Genomic DNA, 18489 nt, shown 5'->3' with positions numbered 1-18489 from the left:
AACATAAAAAGTGCCGGCTCTTAATTGAGTCGGCTTTTTTTATTGAGTATGTTAAAAAAGTAATGGAGTCTTCTAAAAATACCTCTAAGTTCGTCAAAGTTTATTTTTAGAACAAAACTTTGATTTTCATGTTTAAAGGTCTCAATTACATTTACAACATGTTTATTAGTTATTTGTACAGATAAATTTCGGTTTTTATTATCTGTCACTGTGACAATTCTTTTTTCATCGTCCACTAGATGTGGTCCCATTCCCCAAAAAATATTATTAGGATTTGATTTGTATTGTTGCCTTAAAGAATTATCAACGCATTCTTTTACTAATTTATCCATTTCAATATATTCATCATAAGTCATTTTAATTTCATTTATGCTTTGTGTTTTAAAATATTCTTGTTTAATCTCAATTAATTTCTTTTCTGAATCAGCTCTTAAAACAATCTTTTGATAAGTATTTTCCTTGAGTAAGCTTGTACGTCGCAATATAATCACCGTCAACTTTAATAAGGATAGGGTTTATTATAAATCAGAAATTCTTCTAACTTGTTTTTTCTTCTTCTTAAAATTCCTTTTATATTCTTTAAATTCTTGCTTATCCACATGAAATTTTTCACCTGTAGCTACATTTTTAACTAAGTATGTTTTGCATGTGAATTCTCTTATATAGTAAATAATAACTCCTAATATAAGAGATAAACAAAATGTTGGAATAGCTAAGATAATTGCAAGTGCAGCTAGTATATTATCAGTTTTATGATCTCTCTGTAATACTAATCTTTTTCCCGCAGCAGCCTGAGCTTGTTCTAATTGCTGCATGCGTTGTAGTGATGCAATCGTATCATAACTCATGAAAAACCCTCCTTAAGAGTAGTAGACAAAGTCCCACTTGTATAAGAGAGACTTTGGATTTTTATTATTTAACAGTAACAAACTTTTTGAAGAATGCACTGCGTTTGTCTTTGTCATAAACATAAGGCTTATCAAACTTCTGTTGCCAAGATTTATCTTCAGTTTTTAAATTCTCTATTTTATATCCAATGTAAGAATTTAATTCTTTTCTATCTAAATTTATACTGTATGTTTTCCCTTCAAATGGTATTGTCATCTTTACAGTGCTTAAAGTTGGGAATTGTCTTAGTAGTCTAGCTGGTTCGCTTACTAATAATTTTTCAATTGTATGTCCCGTTGAAAAGTATTGCTTATATGCTTTATCATCTAATTTATTGTCAGGGTTGTCAGTTTTATAAGATTCAAATGAATCATAGAAAATAATTTCAGCTTGATTATTATTTACTTTCATTTCTTTTACGAAGCTTGCTCCTCTAATATTTTTAGCGTAGGAAACAAATTCTTCTTGTGTTACGGTTTCTTTGGTAGCAGAGCTTTTGCGAGAAGGATCTAAATTAATAAATACCATACAGACAATAAATGAAATTAGAGCTGTAGAAAGATAAATTTTTACTACTCGTAAACGATTGATTTTCTCTCCTCGTAATACAATTTTAGGCATGAATAAGCCTATAACTAGAACGATAATTGACACAATAGATACTAGAAATAGTATCACTTCTAATGCGTTTAACAAAAAATCCACTCCTTAAAATTAAAATTGGTATAATACCTAAATCATACCAATTTCATGTAATACCTGTAAATGTTCGTTTCTAATTTATTGACGAAACAGAACGATTGTTCTATAATTTACACAAACAAACGTTCTTGTGGAGGTCATTTTATGAATCATTTACTTACATGCTCATTCAATCAAAAAGTACCAATTGAATTAATATATTTAAACGGTTCAGGAGATTTCTCTCAAAGAACTGTAATTGTTAGAAAGATATATGAAGATCGTATATTGGTGTATTGCATGAAAAAACAACAAGTTAGAACAATGAAATTAGCTAATATACTATCTGTTGATAAAGTAAGAACAAAATATCAGTACGCTTAAAACGCTCAATGAGGTGATATTATATGACAAATGGAGTACCAAAACCACCAAAGAAGAAAAGTGGTTCAAAGAAGGAACCTAGACCATACATGGATGAATTTGAACAACAAGAAGCTGCTGAATTAATACAATTGGCGGTACAGGATGATACAGAATTAGTCTTTACTGTGTATAGAAAATTTAATGAACCAACTATTATTCAAGGTGAAATTGTTAAACTGGAACAACAAATGGGTAGAATTGTAGTAAGTGAAGATCTAAATACAATACATAAGATTCAATTCATGGATATTTTGAAAATCGCAACGCCTAGTTAATTTAGCTAGGTGTTTTTTATATGGTCATAAATTCTTTATCAAAGTAGAACTTGTCCATTAATTTATTTACAATCCCGTTGAAATAAGCGAATTTACCCTTTTTCATTTTCGTTCCAGACTTAATTTTCATAACAAACTCTTTAATAGCTTTTAAGCCAATAGTAAGTTCCTGGTCTTTAGTAAATGCTTTATCACCTGTAGAGAAGTTTGTAACTTTATTACACTGTCTTACGACCTTCCACAGTTCTTGAATTGTTTTAGATTCACTGTAAAAAGAGCTAACTAAAGAAATAAAACGTTCTGGTACCCAGTGAGCAACAAAGTTAGCTTGTTCAATATTCTCTTTTGGAGTATTGCTATTCTCATTACTATTACGTTTGTTTATATCTTTTATATTTTGTTTTAAGGTTTTAGTAGTTGTTTTATTGGTGTGACATTTTTCTTCATTTTTAATAGGTGCTTGTGTGACAACCTGTTCCTTCACAATGATTGGTTGAATAACAATCGCATTGCTTGTTTGTCTCATATCGCTTTTACGCTTCATTTCTAGTTGTTTAATAATACCTAAAGACTCTAAGTGTAGGCATGCGCGAATAACCGTTCTACGGCTAATATTGAGGTCTTCAGCGATGTGTTTTTTTGTTCTGAATGATACACCAAAGAACTTAGAAGAGTAGTTGTGTAATTTATTTAATACAGCCAATTGAGTTTTATTTAACTGATCTACGAATTTTTCTTTGTATGCACGAACAGTTTTGTTTAATTCATCGACTGTTTTAAATGTTGCTAGGTTTTCGTATGTGTCATTACCCGCAATAATTGTAATTCCTTGTTTCTTTTCCATAACGATTTGTCTCCTTTTTGGAAACAAAAAAGCAACGTCACCAATAATTTGGTAAACGTTGCTTAATATACCCTGCATGATGTACAATAACTCATGAGAGTATAGCAAGTGTTTACCTGGTCAGCTCAGGTGAACGGTATATAAAGTGTTAGCGCACGATATATACACGCTGTGCTCTTTTGTTGTATTTATATGGTGTTTGGTCAATTGATGACTGGGCCACAGCTTTTAGCTCATTTAGCACAAATTCATGTTTGGTTTAAAGAATATGGGGTAAATATTAAGGAATAAGGGAAAAGCGGCTTACAATTATGTAAGTCGCTTTTTATTAAAGAAATTATCATATAAAATTCAAAATCACCTTATAAATAATACTTAATTAGAATTATTATTTTGACGTACTTATTATTACTTGTTATAATTGGAAACAAACGTTCTGAAAAAGATTCTCATTTATAAAATTGAGGTGTTATATAGATGACAAAGAAAAGAATAGGTTTACTCGTAATGGCGTATGGAACACCAGAATCATTAGACGATGTAGAGGCATATTATACACATATCCGTCACGGGCGTACGCCATCAGAAGAAGCGCTTGAAGATTTAATTGGGCGCTATAAAGCGATTGGTGGAATTTCACCGCTTGCAAAAATTACGAAAGAACAGGCGCATAAATTAACAGATTCAATGAATAACATATTTACAGAGTATGAATTTACTTGTTACTTAGGTTTAAAACATATTGCACCATTTATAGAAGATGCGGTAGAAGAAATGAAGCGTGATGGGATTGAGCAAGCGATTAGTATCGTATTAGCGCCACATTACTCTACATTTAGCATTAAAGCGTATAATGACCGTGCTATTCGTCTTTCGCAAGAAATTGGTGGTCCTGTTATTGAACCAATTGAACAATGGTATGATGAACCGAAATTTATTTCGTATTGGGCAGACCAAATAAAAGAGACGTTTACAGAAATTGATAATAAAGAGAAAGCAGTCGTAATTTTTTCAGCGCATAGTTTGCCAGAAAAAATTATTGCAACAGGAGACCCATATGTAGAACAACTAAAGCATACGGCAGATTTAATTGCAGAAGCTGCAAATATTCAAAACTATACAACGGGTTGGCAAAGTGCTGGGAATACTCCAGATCCGTGGATTGGTCCAGATGTGCAAGATTTAACGAAAGATTTATATGAAGAGCATGGGTACGAATCTTTCGTATATTGCCCAGTTGGTTTTGTAGCGGAGCATTTAGAAGTTTTATATGACAACGATTATGAATGTAAAGTTGTAACGGATGAATTAAATGCCAAATATTTCAGACCAAATATGCCGAATGCACAATCTGCATTTATCGACTGTTTGGCTGAAATTGTTTCCAAAAAAGTGAAGGAAATAGTTGACAAAGATTTAGTTTTAAATAATAATTAATTTATAATAATTTTAAATAAATAATGATTACTACGAAAGAAAGAGGAGGATCCCCCTAGATGAATCCAAATAATCGCTTAACAACAAACCAAGGTGCTCCAGTTGGAGACAACCAAAATTCTCGTACAGCTGGTCGTCGTGGACCAGTATTATTAGAAGACTATCATTTAGTAGAAAAACTTGCGCACTTTGATCGTGAACGTATTCCGGAGCGTGTTGTGCATGCACGTGGTGCAGGTGCTCACGGTGTATTCGTAACGAAAAATAGTATGAAGCAATATACGAAAGCAGCATTTTTACAAAATGAAGGAACTGAAACGCCTGTATTTGTTCGTTTTTCAACGGTTATTCATGGTCAAGGTTCTCCTGAAACAGCACGTGACCCACGTGGGTTTGCTGTTAAATTTTATACAGAAGAAGGAAACTACGATATCGTAGGTAATCATTTACCAGTTTTCTTCATTCGTGATGCAATTAAATTCCCTGATATGGTACATTCCTTAAAACCAGCACCTGATACGAATATTCAAACGCCAGATCGTTATTGGGATTTCATGACGTTAAGTCCAGAATCTACACATATGATGACATGGGTATTTTCTGATTACGGTACACCAGCAAGCTATCGTGAAATGGAGGGTTTCGGCGTCCATTCATTTAAATGGATTAATGAAGAAGGTAAAATTGTTTATATTAAATACCACTGGAAACCACAGCAAGGTGTACGTAACTTAAATGCGAAAGAAGTGCAAGAAGTACAAGGGAAAGACTTCAATCATGCAACTCGTGACTTGTTCGATGCAATCGAAAAAGGAAATTACCCAAAATGGGATTTACACGTACAAGTTATGCAATTAGATGAAATGGACTCTTTAGACTTTGATCCACTAGATCCAACGAAAGTATGGCCAGAAGATCGCTTCCCATTAATGGAAGTAGGGACAATGACGTTAAATCGTAATCCGAAAAACTTCTTTGCAGAAGTAGAGCAAGTAGCGTTCTCTCCAAGTGCAACTGTAAATGGTATTGAGCCATCGGAAGATAAATTATTACAAGGTCGTTTATTCTCTTACCCAGATACACAGCGTTATCGTCTTGGTGCAAATTACTTACAAATTCCTGTAAACTGCCCATACGCAGCTGTTCATAATCAACAACGTGATGGTGCGATGCAAGTGAATCAAAACCCATCTACAATCAACTACGAACCGAGTCGTCATGCAGAGAATCCAGTTGAAGACAAAGCTTACCGCGATTCAACTATGAAAGTAGAAGGCTATGTATCTCGTGAAAAAATTGAGAAACCAAATGACTTCAAACAAGCAGGTGAGCGTTACCGTTCATTCTCTAAAGAAGAGCAAGATAACTTAATTGCAAACTTAACAAATGATCTAAAAGACGTAAATGAACGCACAAAATTATTAGCTGTTTGTAACTTCTTCCGTGCAGATCAAGAATACGGTATGCGTTTAGCGCAGGCATTAAATGTTGATATTACGCAATATGTAGGAAATGCTCCGAAATAAATAGGAAAAGACGACCGGGTTTCGGTCGTCTTTTTTGTATAAAGTTATGTCGGTATTTTGCATGTAAAACATGTCGCAATTTGTTGGTAAATCGATATGTTGTGTCGAACCGTTGATATATTGAAAGAAACAATCGATATATTTGAAAAATCGTTGATATATTCAAAAAATCGCTGATATATTCTCCCTAATACCAGATTGGGTATTGAGAAATCTATGTAACAAGTTCCCATTATTTAATAAGGCTAAGTGGCCTGAGTTCTACGATAGATAGGAACTCAGGCTTTTTTATGCAAAAAATTTATGAAATCTTTTTGGAATAAAACTGAGGACAAGAAAGAGGGCGATTTCTCCTAAAATAGCGACAATGATATTGAATAAAAAGGTACGGAAATTTGCAGTGATATGAGTAAGAATCGCGTATTTCCAATAAGATAAGCTCATGAAAATCACTCCTTGTAGCATTTTTTATAGTATATAAAATTTGTTTCGTAAAAGTGCGTGTCTTAGTTTGTGATTTGCGAAAAAACAAAATAAATTCTCAATATAATTTCAACAATTGAGTAATAAAACATGGAATATATTACCTGTTTAATTGCATAGGAATAGGAGTGTTTACAAAAATATTTTCTGAATTAACATAAAATTTACAAAAAACTAATAAATTGTTGAAATAATACAAACGTAAATATATACTCTATATATACTTTTTACAAAAAAAGGATGTGATGAAATGAATTACATGTTTACTTGGTAGGATAAGATTGATTCATTTTACAAATTCGAAAAAATTAAGTGAGGAGAAATGTACATGTTTCAATTTATGAAATCACCAATCGGTATAGCGGTTGGAGTAGCAGCGGTTATATTAGCGTCACCAAAAGCGAGAAAGGGGCTAAGAAAGCTAGCGGTAAAAACAGTATCTGCTTTTCTCGGTGCAAAAGAACAAATTCAAAATGCTAGTTCAGAAATGGAAGAAGCTTTACCGAAAGTAAAAGAAGCGGCACGTAAAGTGGCAGTAAAAACAGTATCGCCAATTATTGGAGCAGTAGAAGCTGTACCGACAACTATTTCTAAATTCCAGGAAAAATGGGCGTCTCGTGTAAATGCATATCATTCTGAGCAGAGTGTAGATTACGAAAGCATACCTGTTACTCCTTAGATAGTAAGTGATTTTACTTCCTTTACAAGGATAAGGAGGATGATGATGCAGAGTAAATTATTAAAAACGAGATTTATACGATCGTTACCTGGAAGAATTCGAATTGAAATATATAAACTAAAATACAACTTGGACATGGCGAACTTGATAGTAGAACGTTTTCGTGACGTGGAAGGTATTTATCAAGTGAGTCCCTCTATCTCTACAGGAAGAGCCCTGATTACTTACGATATCAACAAGACCTCTCTACATACCGTTTGTGAAATAATTAAACTCCTAGAAGAACAAACTACAAAGAATACTAACTTTAACAATATTGAAGAAACGAAGAAAGCAGAAGATTCTTCATCTAGTGTAATTTCTTACGAGAAAAAAGGTGAAGGTGTTCCATTGCCACTAGCGCTTTCTGTCGCTGGATTAGGTGCGTTCGGTATAAAGCAACTATTTATGGGAAGATCAGCTTTAGCTAGAAGTCCAGGGCTTTTTTACTTGTCGGGGGCTTTATCTGTTTTGACGGGATACCCGTTTTTAAAACGAGGATTCAAAAAAATGGTTGCTAGCAAAAAAGTGAATTCTGATCTAGTGCTTGGCATAGGAACGCTTGCACTCGCACTAGCGCGGGAAAATATCGTCGTACTAGCGGGACTTAGTCTATTAAATTATTTAAATTGGAAGCGTAGTCAAGCGAACATAAATGAAGAGAAAGATTCGTATAAAGAAAGAATTTTATCCCCGGAGATTAAAGCATACAGTGAAAAGCAATCGAAATGGGGCATGCTTTTTGGGGGAGCAACATGGGCCTTTACGAGAAATCCACTACGCGGAATGGCGGTTTTATTAGCTGCGAATCCGAAACCTGCAGTTTCGTCTGCTGAGTATGCATGGCGACAAGGAGATCTCGTTGCGAGGGAAAGAGGATATCTTATTCCAAATGAAGGATCATTATCTCAACTGTCCCGAACGAGAACAATCGTATTTGACGATGTATCGCGTATATTCTGTCATGAAGAAGCGGAGATTAGCTGCATTTCAGAAGATGAAGGGCAAGTTTGGTGCACGGCAGCCTCACTGCTGGAGAAAAGTGGGCATGATTGGAAAGAGGAAGTTGTGCAACGAGCGAAGCAAACAGGAAGAACGTTAAGGAAAGCTTTTGAAATCGAAGTTGATGACGAAGGGATAAAAGGTGACATACAAGGCATTCCATCCTTTATCGGGAGTAAAGTATTTGTGCAGCGAAATGGTGTAGATATAAGTGCTTATGAGTTAGAAGCGAAAGGACTTGGCAAAGAAGGATTTAACGTTCAGTTCGTTGCTAAAGGTAAAAAATGTGTAGGATTGTTAGTTGGATCGAAAATGACGATTACACCTGAATTCACAGAAATAATGAAAGAATTAGGTGAAAATCAGTGGAAGTTTGCAGTTTTGCAAAATAGTTTACATGTAAATCATAGTGTTCTTTCGCAGCACGGTATTGATGCAAGTTGGCAACATAGTGATGTTGTAGAGCGTGTGGAGCGTATTCGTTCGGATGGGGAAGAAGTATTATTTGTTTGTGAGGATAATATTGAATTTCCGTCTGTATCTTATTATGAAATGAAAAATATATTTCAGTCAATCGCCTATGCGAAACAAATCGATTTATTAGTGAAAGAACATTTTCGAGTAGCGAAAATATGGAATATTGCCGGGGAGATGCTGGCTGTTTGGTCTATATTCACGGCACCTATTATCGCTTTAATGGCAAATGCTCTATCTTTAACGTTTTTATCTAGAGCGAAGCGAGTAAGTGAGAAGATTTTTTCTAATAAAAAGTTACTGAATATGAACCACTCGGTAGCTAGAGAAACTTCTACAAAATGGTATGCACTCTCGCAAGAAGATGTAATAAAAGATTTACAAGTGGAGAAACAGCAAGGGCTAAGCGCTCGAGAAGTGCAAATGCGACAAGAAAAGTATGGAATGAATAGAATTGAACCGAAGCAGTCTGTTCCTTGGATTGTTTCATTTATGGGGCAATTTAAAGAGTTTACATCGCTTATTTTACTTGGAGCAGCTGGATTATCTGTATTATCAGGTGGGGTGTTTGATGGATTAGCGATGGGGACAATTCTCGTCGTCAATGCGGTAATTGGAACCCTTCAAGAGCGAAAAGCAGAAAAAGTAGTAGAAGCTTTAAATCAATTCCGTGCGCCAAATTGTATAGTAACCCGTGAAGGGGAAGAGATAGAGGTAGCAAGTAGTGAGCTCGTCCCAGGTGATGTTGTCTGCCTTCAAGCTGGAGACCGCGTACCTGCGGATCTTCGTATTATAGACTCTTGGAATTTAGAAGTTAATGAAGCGATGCTAACGGGTGAGTCTCTACCAGTTGAAAAGAAAGTGGATGCGGTAGGGGAAGAATGTTCGTTAGCGGAGCAGAATAATATGCTCTTTATGGGCACATCCGTAACGCGCGGCAAGGCGAGAGCTATAGTAGTGGAAACCGGGATGAGTACAGAGATGGGCTATATGATTTCCTTAATGAAGGGGGAAGAAACAGAGCCTACACCACTACAGCAAAAGGTGACGTCTATTAGTAAAACCTTTATTAAAGGAGCATTTGTGGCTGGCGGTATTGTGCTTGTAGCAGGATTGCTACGCGGTTTACCGATTACGCAAATGATTACAACATCAGTTGCTCTTACAGCATCTGCTGTGCCAGAAGGTTTACCGATTATGATTACAATCGCTTTAAGTGCAGGAATCTTTCGTATGCAAAAGCAAAATGCACTTGTTCGGAAGCTTTCTAGTTTAGAAACGTTAGGTAGAACAACTGTTATTTGTTCTGATAAAACAGGTACTCTTACGAAGAATGAAATGACAGTTAAAGTCATTGCCACACCAAATCGTATGTGGAGTGTATCGGGTGATGGATATGAACCAGTTGGTACAATATCGGATGTAACGTCGTCTAAAGTCGCAGCTGCTGTAGAGATGGAAGTAGAAGAAGCGACTTATCAGGAAAGTGAAAAAACGCCGTTAGAACATCCAGATTTTGTTCGCGTTCTGCAAATTAGTGTTCTTTGTAATAATAGTAAGTTAGAACATGAAGACGATCAGTGGATTGTGAAAGGTGACCCAACTGAAGGGGCTTTATTAAGTTTTGCTTCTAAAGCGGGTGTTTCATATAAGGATATGGCATCATTTGAACGACATCATGAAGAACCGTTCGATTCTGAGACGAAAATTATGAGTGTCGTTTGTAAGGAAAATGAATCATTGTATAAGTTTTCGAAAGGATCTGTAGAGGCGATCCTTACTAGATGTAAATGGTATCAACATAACGGTGAAATCTATCCGTTATGTGATAAAGAAAAAGAGGTCATTTTACAACAAAATGAAGGTTTTGCAGAACAGGCATTACGTGTATTAGGTTTTGCGTATAGTAATGTTGAGAATAATGACCTTATTTTTGTTGGGTTAGTTGGTATGATTGATCCGCCAAAACCTGAAGTGGAAGAGAGTATTCGTGAAGCGATTGAACTTGGTGTAAAACCTGTCATGATTACTGGGGATCATCCGACTACGGCAATTTCTATTGCGAAGCAGACCGGTATTTGGAATCGTGATGATCGTGTTTTGACAGGGGTAGAAATCGACAATGTAACAGATGAACAATTAAAAGAAATTGTAAAAAATACTTCTGTTTTTGCTCGCGTAACACCGGCACATAAGTTACGTATAGTAGCTGCATACCAAGCGGACTGTCAAATTGTAGCGATGACTGGGGATGGTGTAAATGATACACCTGCTATAAAGAAAGCGAACATTGGTATTGCGATGGGGCAAACAGGAACAGAAGTAACGAAAGAAGCTGCCGATCTTATATTGAAAAAAGATCATTTCGGTTCCATTGTGGAAGGGGTAAAAGAAGGTAGAACGATTATTGGTAATATTCGTAAAGCGGTTGGATGTTTATTGACGGGAAATTTAGCTGAAGTATTAGTGACAAGTGCGGCAGTTATTGCGGGAATGCCGATTCCGTTAGTACCAATTCAAATTTTATTAATGAATCTTATTACAGATGCTTTACCAGCGATGATTTTAGCTGTAAATCCTGGAAACAAAACGAAGCAAACGAAACGTCAAGACATTGTTGATAAAGAGTTGTACAAAAAAGTTGTAACGCGAGGAATACTGCTTGGAGCAGGGTCACTTGCTTTATTCGGTATGAGCTTAGCGGCTGGCGTGCCTCTTGCGGTAGCGCAAACATCAGCATTTGCAGCATTAGTTGCAGGTCAACTTATTCAAACATTCTCTTGGAGACAAGAAGGATCGGACGAAACGATGCGTGATTGGTCAAAAGATCGTTTCTTTGTGACGGCGTTAGGAACGTCTTGGCTTGTATTATTATCAGCTATATATGTTCCGCCATTTGCTCGTATATTCCATACCGCTCCATTAACATTTATGCAATGGGTACCTGTTCTTTTTGTAGCTGGTACAGTATCTCAAATTTCAAAACCTATTATTAAATTAATCTCATATAAGAATGATGACTCGAAAAAGTTGGTAGTTAATGAACTAGCATTATTAAAAACAGTGTAAAGGAGTAATGAAAATGATACGAAAAATTGTTATTGGATCTACTTTAGCGTTAGCAAGTGCCGCTTTATTACCTGTTGTAAGAAATACACTCCGTCCACTTGTTGAATCAGGTGCAAAAGGTGTGAAGTCTACTTTTGAAACGATTAAAGAAGAAGTGGAAGATATTATTGTAGAAGCGAAAATGGATAGAATGCAAAAACAATTCGAGAAAGAACTTTCTTATGTTGAAGAAGAACATTCTAATGAACAAGAGATAATTGAAGCAGCTGCAAAGGTTGAGGAAAAGGAGGAAGTAAGAAATGACGCATAAAGCTGTTGAACAAGATGTGGATTACCATTTAGAAAAAGCGTTAGTACATTTTGAACAGGCGCTAGACTTGAGTGTAAAAGCGGCATCTGAAAATAAGGCGATGCAAAAAGAGATTGCTACTAAAATGGGATCTTTTACGGGAGATATCTTTCAATCCGTTCGTGAAAAAGGAAAAGTGAATCGCATGAATATAATGAAGTGGTTCACTCTACCCCGTTTTTAAACAGAGCTGTTAAGTGGAAGGAATATAGGGAGTTATTTTCTCCCTATATTCATATTCCATGCTATGTATGTCACGTTAGTTTCCGGGATGTTCAACAATACGAAGGGGTGAACGAAATGGCAGCATGGATGATGGTATTAGCGCTAACGTTTTCATCAAGTATTGACAACTTAGGGGTAGGGATTTCTTATGGCATTCGAAATATAAAAATTAGTCATCTATCAAATTTTATTATTTCGGTAATTTGCTTTTTATTTAGTGTAGTAGGAATATATTTTGGCTTATGGCTATCAAAAATTTTACCTGGGATAATGCCGGTTGTAATCGGTTCGTTCTTATTAGTTATAATCGGTCTCCGAATCATCTTACTAGCAATTCCTCGGAAGGTTTCGGTGCAAGAGATTGAAGGAGAAGTGGGGGACACTGAAATAAATGGCTTAACGAAAAATATCGGTAAATCTGGGGAAATCGGTTTTGTGGAGTCTATTTTTCTTGGGATTGGTTTATCTGCTAATGCGCTCACAAATGGATTAGGAGCGGGTTTGTTCGGTTTGAATCCAATTGCTATTTGTATTGCAGCTGCAGTTGGTAGTTTTATTACAGTATGGGGCGGAGTTGTGTTGGGAAGAAAGATAGCTCACGTTCGCATCGGTAAATTCACTTTAGGTCAGTTTGGTACATTGATTAGTGGAACATTATTATTAGTTATTGCCTTTGCTGCATTTTTTGATTAATTCATAGAAGGTGAGTGAAAGTGAGATTACTGTATAAAAGACTGAAATATTCTGAATTAGAATCGGAGTTACAATTAGTAGAAAGTGTTTTAAGTTCGGGGTATTTTATTTTATTGGATTTAATCTTCGTATCTTTCTTATTAATGGTACTGACCTTTTCTATGCATCATTCATTTTTTATAGCAATTGTCACATTCGTGAGTTCTTACATAATTTGTGGTAGTGTATTTTTATTATTACGGAAATGGTTAAAATGAGTTGAAAAGCTATCTTAATTTTTTAAGATAGCTTTTTTGTTTACAAAATGTAAACATATAAAGGACTTCTATCTTGTAAATAGTCGAAAAAATTTGTTAATATGAATTGTATAGAGATTATAGTTGTTTTTCTTATAATAACTATGGTTATTCTCGTGAATAAAGGGGAATGAGATATGTCTCAAGATAATGAAAAAAGTAATCTTGGATTGTTGTTGAAAAAGTTACTTAAGGAAAAGTCTTTATCGATGCGAAAGCTTAGTTTGCTTACTGAAATTGATACGGCTACTATTTCAATGATTGTAAATGGTAAGCGAAAGGCAAATCCGAAGCATTTGCAAAAGTTCGCGGAGAGTCTTGGTGTTCCAGTTGGTGATTTGTTTGTGGCAGCAGGCTATTCTATTGAAACGAAACAGGAGGAGCAATCGGATATTCATGTTTCCATTAATAACATTGAACATTTACTTGAATCCGCACAGCTCTATGATCAAAAGTTTAGTATATCGAATGTAGAGCAGCAATTAACGAATTATGAACAATATTCGCAAACAGAAGAAGGCAAAGAAACGATTGAAAAGGGGTTTCTTGAAAAGATTCAAAAGGTAAGCAGTATTGGCCCGTTTATTAATGATTTAAAAGAATTGTATGAAAGATTTACGAAGAAGAAGGGAACGACTGCAGAACTTGCTTTAATGGGAAGTGCGCTGATCTACTTTATATTATCGGTCGATGTAATTCCGGATTATATATTTCCAATCGGCTATTTAGATGATGCGGTTGCAGTACAACTCGTTTTAAATGCACTAATGAAAAGGTAAGATGTTTATATGAATAGATAGATAAGGATATTTATATACCAATAGTTTGAGATAATTGTATCGTTATGAATATACGAAAAAGGTGTACCCCGTGTTAGAACGGAGTACACCTTTTTCGTTTTAATTTGCCGATTCTTCTACATACTCATAAGCTTTCTCACCATGCATCGAAATATCAAGTCCCATGTGTTCCTCGTGCTCATCTACTCGAACGGGGAGGAAAAAGCTAATAACTTTAATAATGGTGTACGTCATTATGATTGTAAAGGCATAGGTTGCCCCGATTGCTACAAGTTGTTTAAACAGTAACGCGGCGTTTCCGTAAAACAATCCGTTCGCACCATCCCCGTTTACGGCAGTAGTTGCAAATAGTCCTGTTGCAATACCGCCCCAAGTTCCTCCGATGCCGTGGCATCCAAAGGCATCAAGTGTATCGTCATACCCGAATTTTGTTTTTAAGAAGAAAACGGCGCCAAAGCATAATATACCACCAATTGCTCCGATAAGAAGGGCGGAGAAAGGTGTAACGAACCCGCAAGCTGGTGTAATAGCGACTAGACCAGAAACAACTCCGCAAGCAGCTCCCATTGCGGTCGGTTTTGATTGGAAGAACCATTCAGAAAGCATCCAAGTTAGAGCCGAGGCAGCGGCGGCTATATTTGTATTAATAAATGCAGTTAACGCTACGTCGTTTAAGGATAATGCGCTGCCGACGTTAAAGCCGAACCAGCCAAACCATAATAAACCTGCGCCTAACATTGTAAATGGCAAATGGTGAGGAGAAGAACCATTTATGTTTTTTCGTTTTCCAAGGAAAATAGCTAATACAAGACCAGCAACTCCGGAAGTGATGTGAACGACGTTTCCGCCAGCGAAGTCTAGGGCGCCAAGTTCCCTTAGCCACCCACCGACGCCCCATACCCAATGAGCGACAGGATTGTAAACGATTGTTGTCCATAGAAGGATAAAAATAAGAAAGGCAGAAAATCGCATTCTTTCAGCAAATGCACCTGAAATTAAAGCTGGAGTTAAAATGGCGAACATGAGTTGAAACATCATGAATAAATTGTGAGGAATAGTAGATGAGTAGTCTGGATTTGGTGCGTAGGTAACTCCGTTTAGACCGAACCAATCAAGTGTACCGATAAGCCCGTGCCAATCTGGTCCGAATGATAAAGAATAGCCGATAACAATCCATTGAATCGAAACGATAGCCATTGCACTATAACTATGCATCGTTGTACTGAGTACATTTTTGCTGCGAACCATACCTCCATAAAAAAGTGCCAATCCTGGTGTCATCAACATGACCATTACTGTCGCCATAAACATAAAAACTGTATCTCCCATATCCATGATCTCTCCTCCTATAATGTTAGAAAAAATAACATATATTTGTTATGTTTCATATCATATTCGAAATTAAACCGAAAATCAACTAAAAATTCAGAAGATTATATATATGATGTAATAAAACCTAACATGAATTATTTTGTGAGGATTAAAATCGACATATGCGCTTCATTCAGAAAATTGGTATAATATTCTTACAATTAAAGAACTTGGGGGATGCGTGTGGGAAAAATACGGACTAGGAAACTATTCATTTGTTTTTGCTTAGCTGTTGTTTTGTTTGTACCAATACATACTTTTGCAGACGAAAAAAGAGAGTGGCGAGATGAAGTTATATACTCCATTATGATTGATCGCTTCAATAATGGAGAACCGAAAAATGACAAGCAGTTAGAAGTTGGTAATTTAGAAGGGTATCAAGGCGGGGATATAAGAGGAATTATAAAAAGGTTGGATTACATAAAAGAAATGGGTTTTACTACCGTTATGCTTTCGCCGCTTTTTGAAAGTGGAAAGTACGATGGATTAGACGTGCGAAATTTTAAAAAGGTAAATGAACATTTCGGGACAGACAATGATGTGAAAGAACTTGTAAAAGAAGCTCATGCAAAAGGAATGAAAGTTGTATTTCAATTTCCACTTGGAGAAAACGAACGACAGGTAATTGACGCAATGAAATGGTGGATAAAAGAAGTTGATTTAGACGGAAGCTATGTTATACATAGTGAAAAAAAGCCGCGTTCCTTTTGGGATAACGCGCAAAAAGATATGCAAGTGATAAAGAAAGATTTTCGTATTATGACAAAGGAGGATGGTGAATACAACGAAAAAATAGTAGAATCGTTTTCTAAAGCAGATGTATCGGTGAAATCGTTATACGATGTGAGTAAAAAAGAAGGAGAATTTGTTACGTTTTTAGATGATCAAGAAACAAAAAGATATGCGCGTATTGCAAAAGAAAATATGTATTATCCGCCATCACGTTTAAAACTGGCGCTTACTTATTTGTTAACATCACCTGGAATTCCGAATTTTTATTACGGAACTGAAATTGCATTAGATGGAGGAAGTGTACCCGATAATAGACGATTAATGGATTTTAAGTCAGACGAAAAATTTATGCAGCACATAACAAAACTAGGTGAACTTAGGCAGGCGAGACCGTCTTTACGACGCGGTACGTTTGAGCTTCTGTATGATAAGAGCGGGATGAGCATACTAAAACGAAAATATAAAGATGAAGTAACTTTAGTAGCAATTAATAATACGAAAGAAACACAAAAAGTCTCCTTACCTGCAAGTGCAATTGGTGAAAAACAAGAGTTAAGAGGATTGTTGCAGGATGAAATTATAAGAGAGGGAAACGGAAAATTTTATCTCGTTTTAAAGCGTGAAGAATCAAACGTGTATAAAGTTAACGGAGAAACAGGTGTGAATTGGTTATTTATCTCCTTAATCGTTGGTGTGAATGTATTATTTATTGCGTTTTTAATTGCAGTTAAAAGGAAACGTAGATGAGAAGTTGCTGGCTCTATGTTCATGTCTTCTTATTGTATATGTAAGTTTGTTCGGTGGCGCGATAGTATTTATTCTGTTGATATGAAATTTCTTAAGAGAAACGATGTGAGAATGAAAACGTCCCTAGTGAGAGGAGGGCCAGGTTAGGAAGGGGATGTTCTTCCTAACCTGTTTTTTGTGTTAGCACCGATAGGGAAGAATCTTTGAAGCAATCAATAATTGTAACTATATTGATTTTACATTACATTAAAAGTTAGAGAATACTCTTATACTAATACAGTGCTAAATAGTAGGTGGAAAATGGAATTTTACGATTTGGGTATTGCCATTAAAGAGCTTAGAATTAAAAAAATATATCACAATCCGAATTATGTCATGGAATATGTTCACAAAGTCAAATTAGCTATTAATCTAAATACTTTATACTTATTAGGTGAACTTTACTATTTAAAGGGATGGAATTTATTGAGATTTAAACAACAGAATGAAGAAGATATTGCAAATAACATGAAAAAAGCATTATTTATATTTGAACTAACAGAAAAAGAAAATCTGATAAAAATGGTTAAAGAAAAATATTTTGAAAACCAAAATGAAAAAAGCCACTCATAATTCATTTGGGGATTACTTGAAATATAATAGAACCTACAGGGAAAATCCCTGTAGGTTCTAAACTTATAAACTTTCTTCTAAAATATTAGTGTTTAATATAAATTTTTGAATAAGAGTTTACTTAGTGTACTTTTTATTTTGAAGTCTGCATCTTTATTAACCATTTATGCTTCTTTTTAACTCCATCCAAATATAATTAAAATTAAGATGGTTCAAGTCGGAGGAAGGCGCTTTGAGGTGTCTTTTTTTATGACTTTTATCATTAACTATTTAATGTTTTTTAAATGATTACATGACATAGTTTTTTTGTACCAAGCTTTGTTGATACAGTTAGACTTATCCGTTAGTGAATTCGCATTATTAGAACATCCTACAGTATTTAGGGAGAATGTGGCCAATAAAAACCATAGTATTAATTTCTTCATATAACCACTTCTAACTCTTTTTTAATTAACATTTTTTAAGTTCCTTATTAATTTTACAATACATTAAAGGTTGGGAAATATTCTTATACTCATAAATTGTTACGTTTTGGCGGGGGGAGGAATTATGAGTTACAGCGATTTTTAAGATGACTTTGGTCTAGGGTGTAGTTACTAAGAAAAGTAATTCAAATCGAAGGGGGAAACGTCTTGAGGTGTCTTTTTCTTATTTTCAATAAGGTCTGCTAAATACATGTATAAAACAAATTCTACAATAAGGCCTAGTTTAATCATACGGTCACTTGTAAAGTATGCGTATGGTTAGACCCTGTTCACTTAGCGATTTTCACCGCATATACCTTTTTCTATAGTTTGTTCTCGTAATATTGTCTCTACAAGACAAAAAAGAAAACTCCTCT

General features: G+C 35.3%; 17 protein-coding genes and 2 pseudogenes. 14 read left to right on the top strand and 5 right to left on the bottom strand.

The features are described 5' to 3' along the window. Positions 1–20: 20 nt before the first annotated feature. The 3 genes from QCI79_RS06740 to QCI79_RS06730 all read right to left on the bottom strand — a co-directional run bounded on the left by QCI79_RS06740 (position 21) and on the right by QCI79_RS06730 (position 1593). Positions 21–482, bottom strand: coding sequence for a hypothetical protein (locus QCI79_RS06740; RefSeq protein WP_021728101.1), 462 nt, complete (start codon positions 480–482; stop codon positions 21–23). Between the two features lie 36 nt (positions 483–518). Next, on the bottom strand, positions 519–848 hold the full coding sequence (locus tag QCI79_RS06735) for a hypothetical protein (protein WP_000119474.1): 330 nt from the start codon (positions 846–848) through the stop codon (positions 519–521). A gap of 64 nt (positions 849–912) precedes the next feature. Continuing rightward, a complete protein-coding gene (locus QCI79_RS06730; protein WP_242325392.1) occupies positions 913–1593 on the bottom strand; it encodes a hypothetical protein in 681 nt (226 codons plus the stop codon). Between the two features lie 141 nt (positions 1594–1734). Between QCI79_RS06730 and QCI79_RS06725 the strand changes: the two genes are divergently transcribed. Both QCI79_RS06725 and QCI79_RS06720 read left to right on the top strand, forming a co-directional pair. Next, complete coding sequence (locus QCI79_RS06725) at positions 1735–1953, top strand: hypothetical protein (RefSeq protein WP_071699942.1); 219 nt, start codon at positions 1735–1737, stop codon at positions 1951–1953. 23 nt (positions 1954–1976) lie between these two features. Continuing rightward, complete coding sequence (locus tag QCI79_RS06720) at positions 1977–2270, top strand: YolD-like family protein (protein ID WP_071699943.1); 294 nt, start codon at positions 1977–1979, stop codon at positions 2268–2270. Between the two features lie 16 nt (positions 2271–2286). On the opposite strand, the gene QCI79_RS06715 is transcribed toward QCI79_RS06720, so the two are convergent. Further along, positions 2287–3114, bottom strand: coding sequence for a helix-turn-helix domain-containing protein (locus tag QCI79_RS06715; protein WP_071699944.1), 828 nt, complete (start codon positions 3112–3114; stop codon positions 2287–2289). A 198-nt stretch (positions 3115–3312) separates the two neighbouring features. Between QCI79_RS06715 and QCI79_RS34950 the strand changes: the two are divergent. The 10 genes and pseudogenes from QCI79_RS34950 to QCI79_RS06670 form a co-directional block, all read left to right on the top strand. Further along, a pseudogene (locus QCI79_RS34950) lies at positions 3313–3405 on the top strand (aspartate--ammonia ligase); the annotation flags it as partial. 186 nt (positions 3406–3591) lie between these two features. Beyond that, positions 3592–4551, top strand: a complete 960-nt coding sequence (gene hemH, locus QCI79_RS06710) for a ferrochelatase (protein ID WP_000163133.1) — start codon at positions 3592–3594, stop codon at positions 4549–4551. 59 nt (positions 4552–4610) lie between these two features. Then, positions 4611–6077 carry a catalase KatB gene (katB, locus tag QCI79_RS06705; RefSeq protein WP_001069180.1) on the top strand — a complete coding sequence of 489 codons (1467 nt, stop codon included), beginning with the start codon at positions 4611–4613 and terminating at the stop codon, positions 6075–6077. Positions 6078–6888: 811 nt separating this feature from the next. Then, positions 6889–7239, top strand: coding sequence for a YtxH domain-containing protein (locus QCI79_RS06700; RefSeq protein ID WP_000486133.1), 351 nt, complete (start codon positions 6889–6891; stop codon positions 7237–7239). Positions 7240–7284: 45 nt separating this feature from the next. Continuing rightward, on the top strand, positions 7285–11823 hold the full coding sequence (locus QCI79_RS06695; RefSeq protein ID WP_021727517.1) for a cation-translocating P-type ATPase: 4539 nt from the start codon (positions 7285–7287) through the stop codon (positions 11821–11823). 13 nt (positions 11824–11836) lie between these two features. After that, positions 11837–12133, top strand: coding sequence for a hypothetical protein (locus tag QCI79_RS06690; protein WP_000619724.1), 297 nt, complete (start codon positions 11837–11839; stop codon positions 12131–12133). Beyond that, positions 12123–12356 (top strand): hypothetical protein, encoded by a 234-nt coding sequence (locus QCI79_RS06685; protein WP_000148974.1) that lies wholly within the window; start codon positions 12123–12125, stop codon positions 12354–12356. The genes QCI79_RS06690 and QCI79_RS06685 overlap by 11 nt, the downstream gene beginning before the upstream one ends. 116 nt (positions 12357–12472) lie before the next feature. After that, complete coding sequence (gene ytaF, locus QCI79_RS06680) at positions 12473–13090, top strand: sporulation membrane protein YtaF (protein ID WP_000741933.1); 618 nt, start codon at positions 12473–12475, stop codon at positions 13088–13090. A 20-nt stretch (positions 13091–13110) separates the two neighbouring features. Further along, positions 13111–13347, top strand: coding sequence for a hypothetical protein (locus QCI79_RS06675; protein ID WP_001238640.1), 237 nt, complete (start codon positions 13111–13113; stop codon positions 13345–13347). Positions 13348–13523: 176 nt separating this feature from the next. Further along, the gene (locus tag QCI79_RS06670) at positions 13524–14165 is read left to right on the top strand and encodes a DUF1232 domain-containing protein (RefSeq protein WP_000076219.1); all 642 of its coding nucleotides are present in this window, start codon (positions 13524–13526) and stop codon (positions 14163–14165) included. A gap of 120 nt (positions 14166–14285) precedes the next feature. Here QCI79_RS06670 and QCI79_RS06665 read toward each other — a convergent pair whose 3' ends face one another. Next, positions 14286–15521 (bottom strand): ammonium transporter, encoded by a 1236-nt coding sequence (locus tag QCI79_RS06665; protein WP_000367127.1) that lies wholly within the window; start codon positions 15519–15521, stop codon positions 14286–14288. Between the two features lie 213 nt (positions 15522–15734). Here QCI79_RS06665 and QCI79_RS06660 point away from each other — a divergent pair, with 213 nt between their 5' ends. Both QCI79_RS06660 and QCI79_RS06655 read left to right on the top strand, forming a co-directional pair. Continuing rightward, a complete protein-coding gene (locus QCI79_RS06660; RefSeq protein ID WP_044129256.1) occupies positions 15735–17036 on the top strand; it encodes an alpha-amylase family glycosyl hydrolase in 1302 nt (433 codons plus the stop codon). A 393-nt stretch (positions 17037–17429) separates the two neighbouring features. Next, positions 17430–17648: pseudogene (locus QCI79_RS06655) on the top strand (hypothetical protein); the annotation flags it as partial. Positions 17649–18489: the final 841 nt, after the last annotated feature.

This window comes from Bacillus cereus group sp. MG1 (assembly GCF_040460035.1).
GTDB classification, from domain to species: Bacteria; Bacillota; Bacilli; order Bacillales; family Bacillaceae_G; genus Bacillus_A; species Bacillus_A cereus.
Note: the sequence above shows the minus strand (reverse complement) of the source record. Positions and strands in the feature narration are given on the sequence as shown.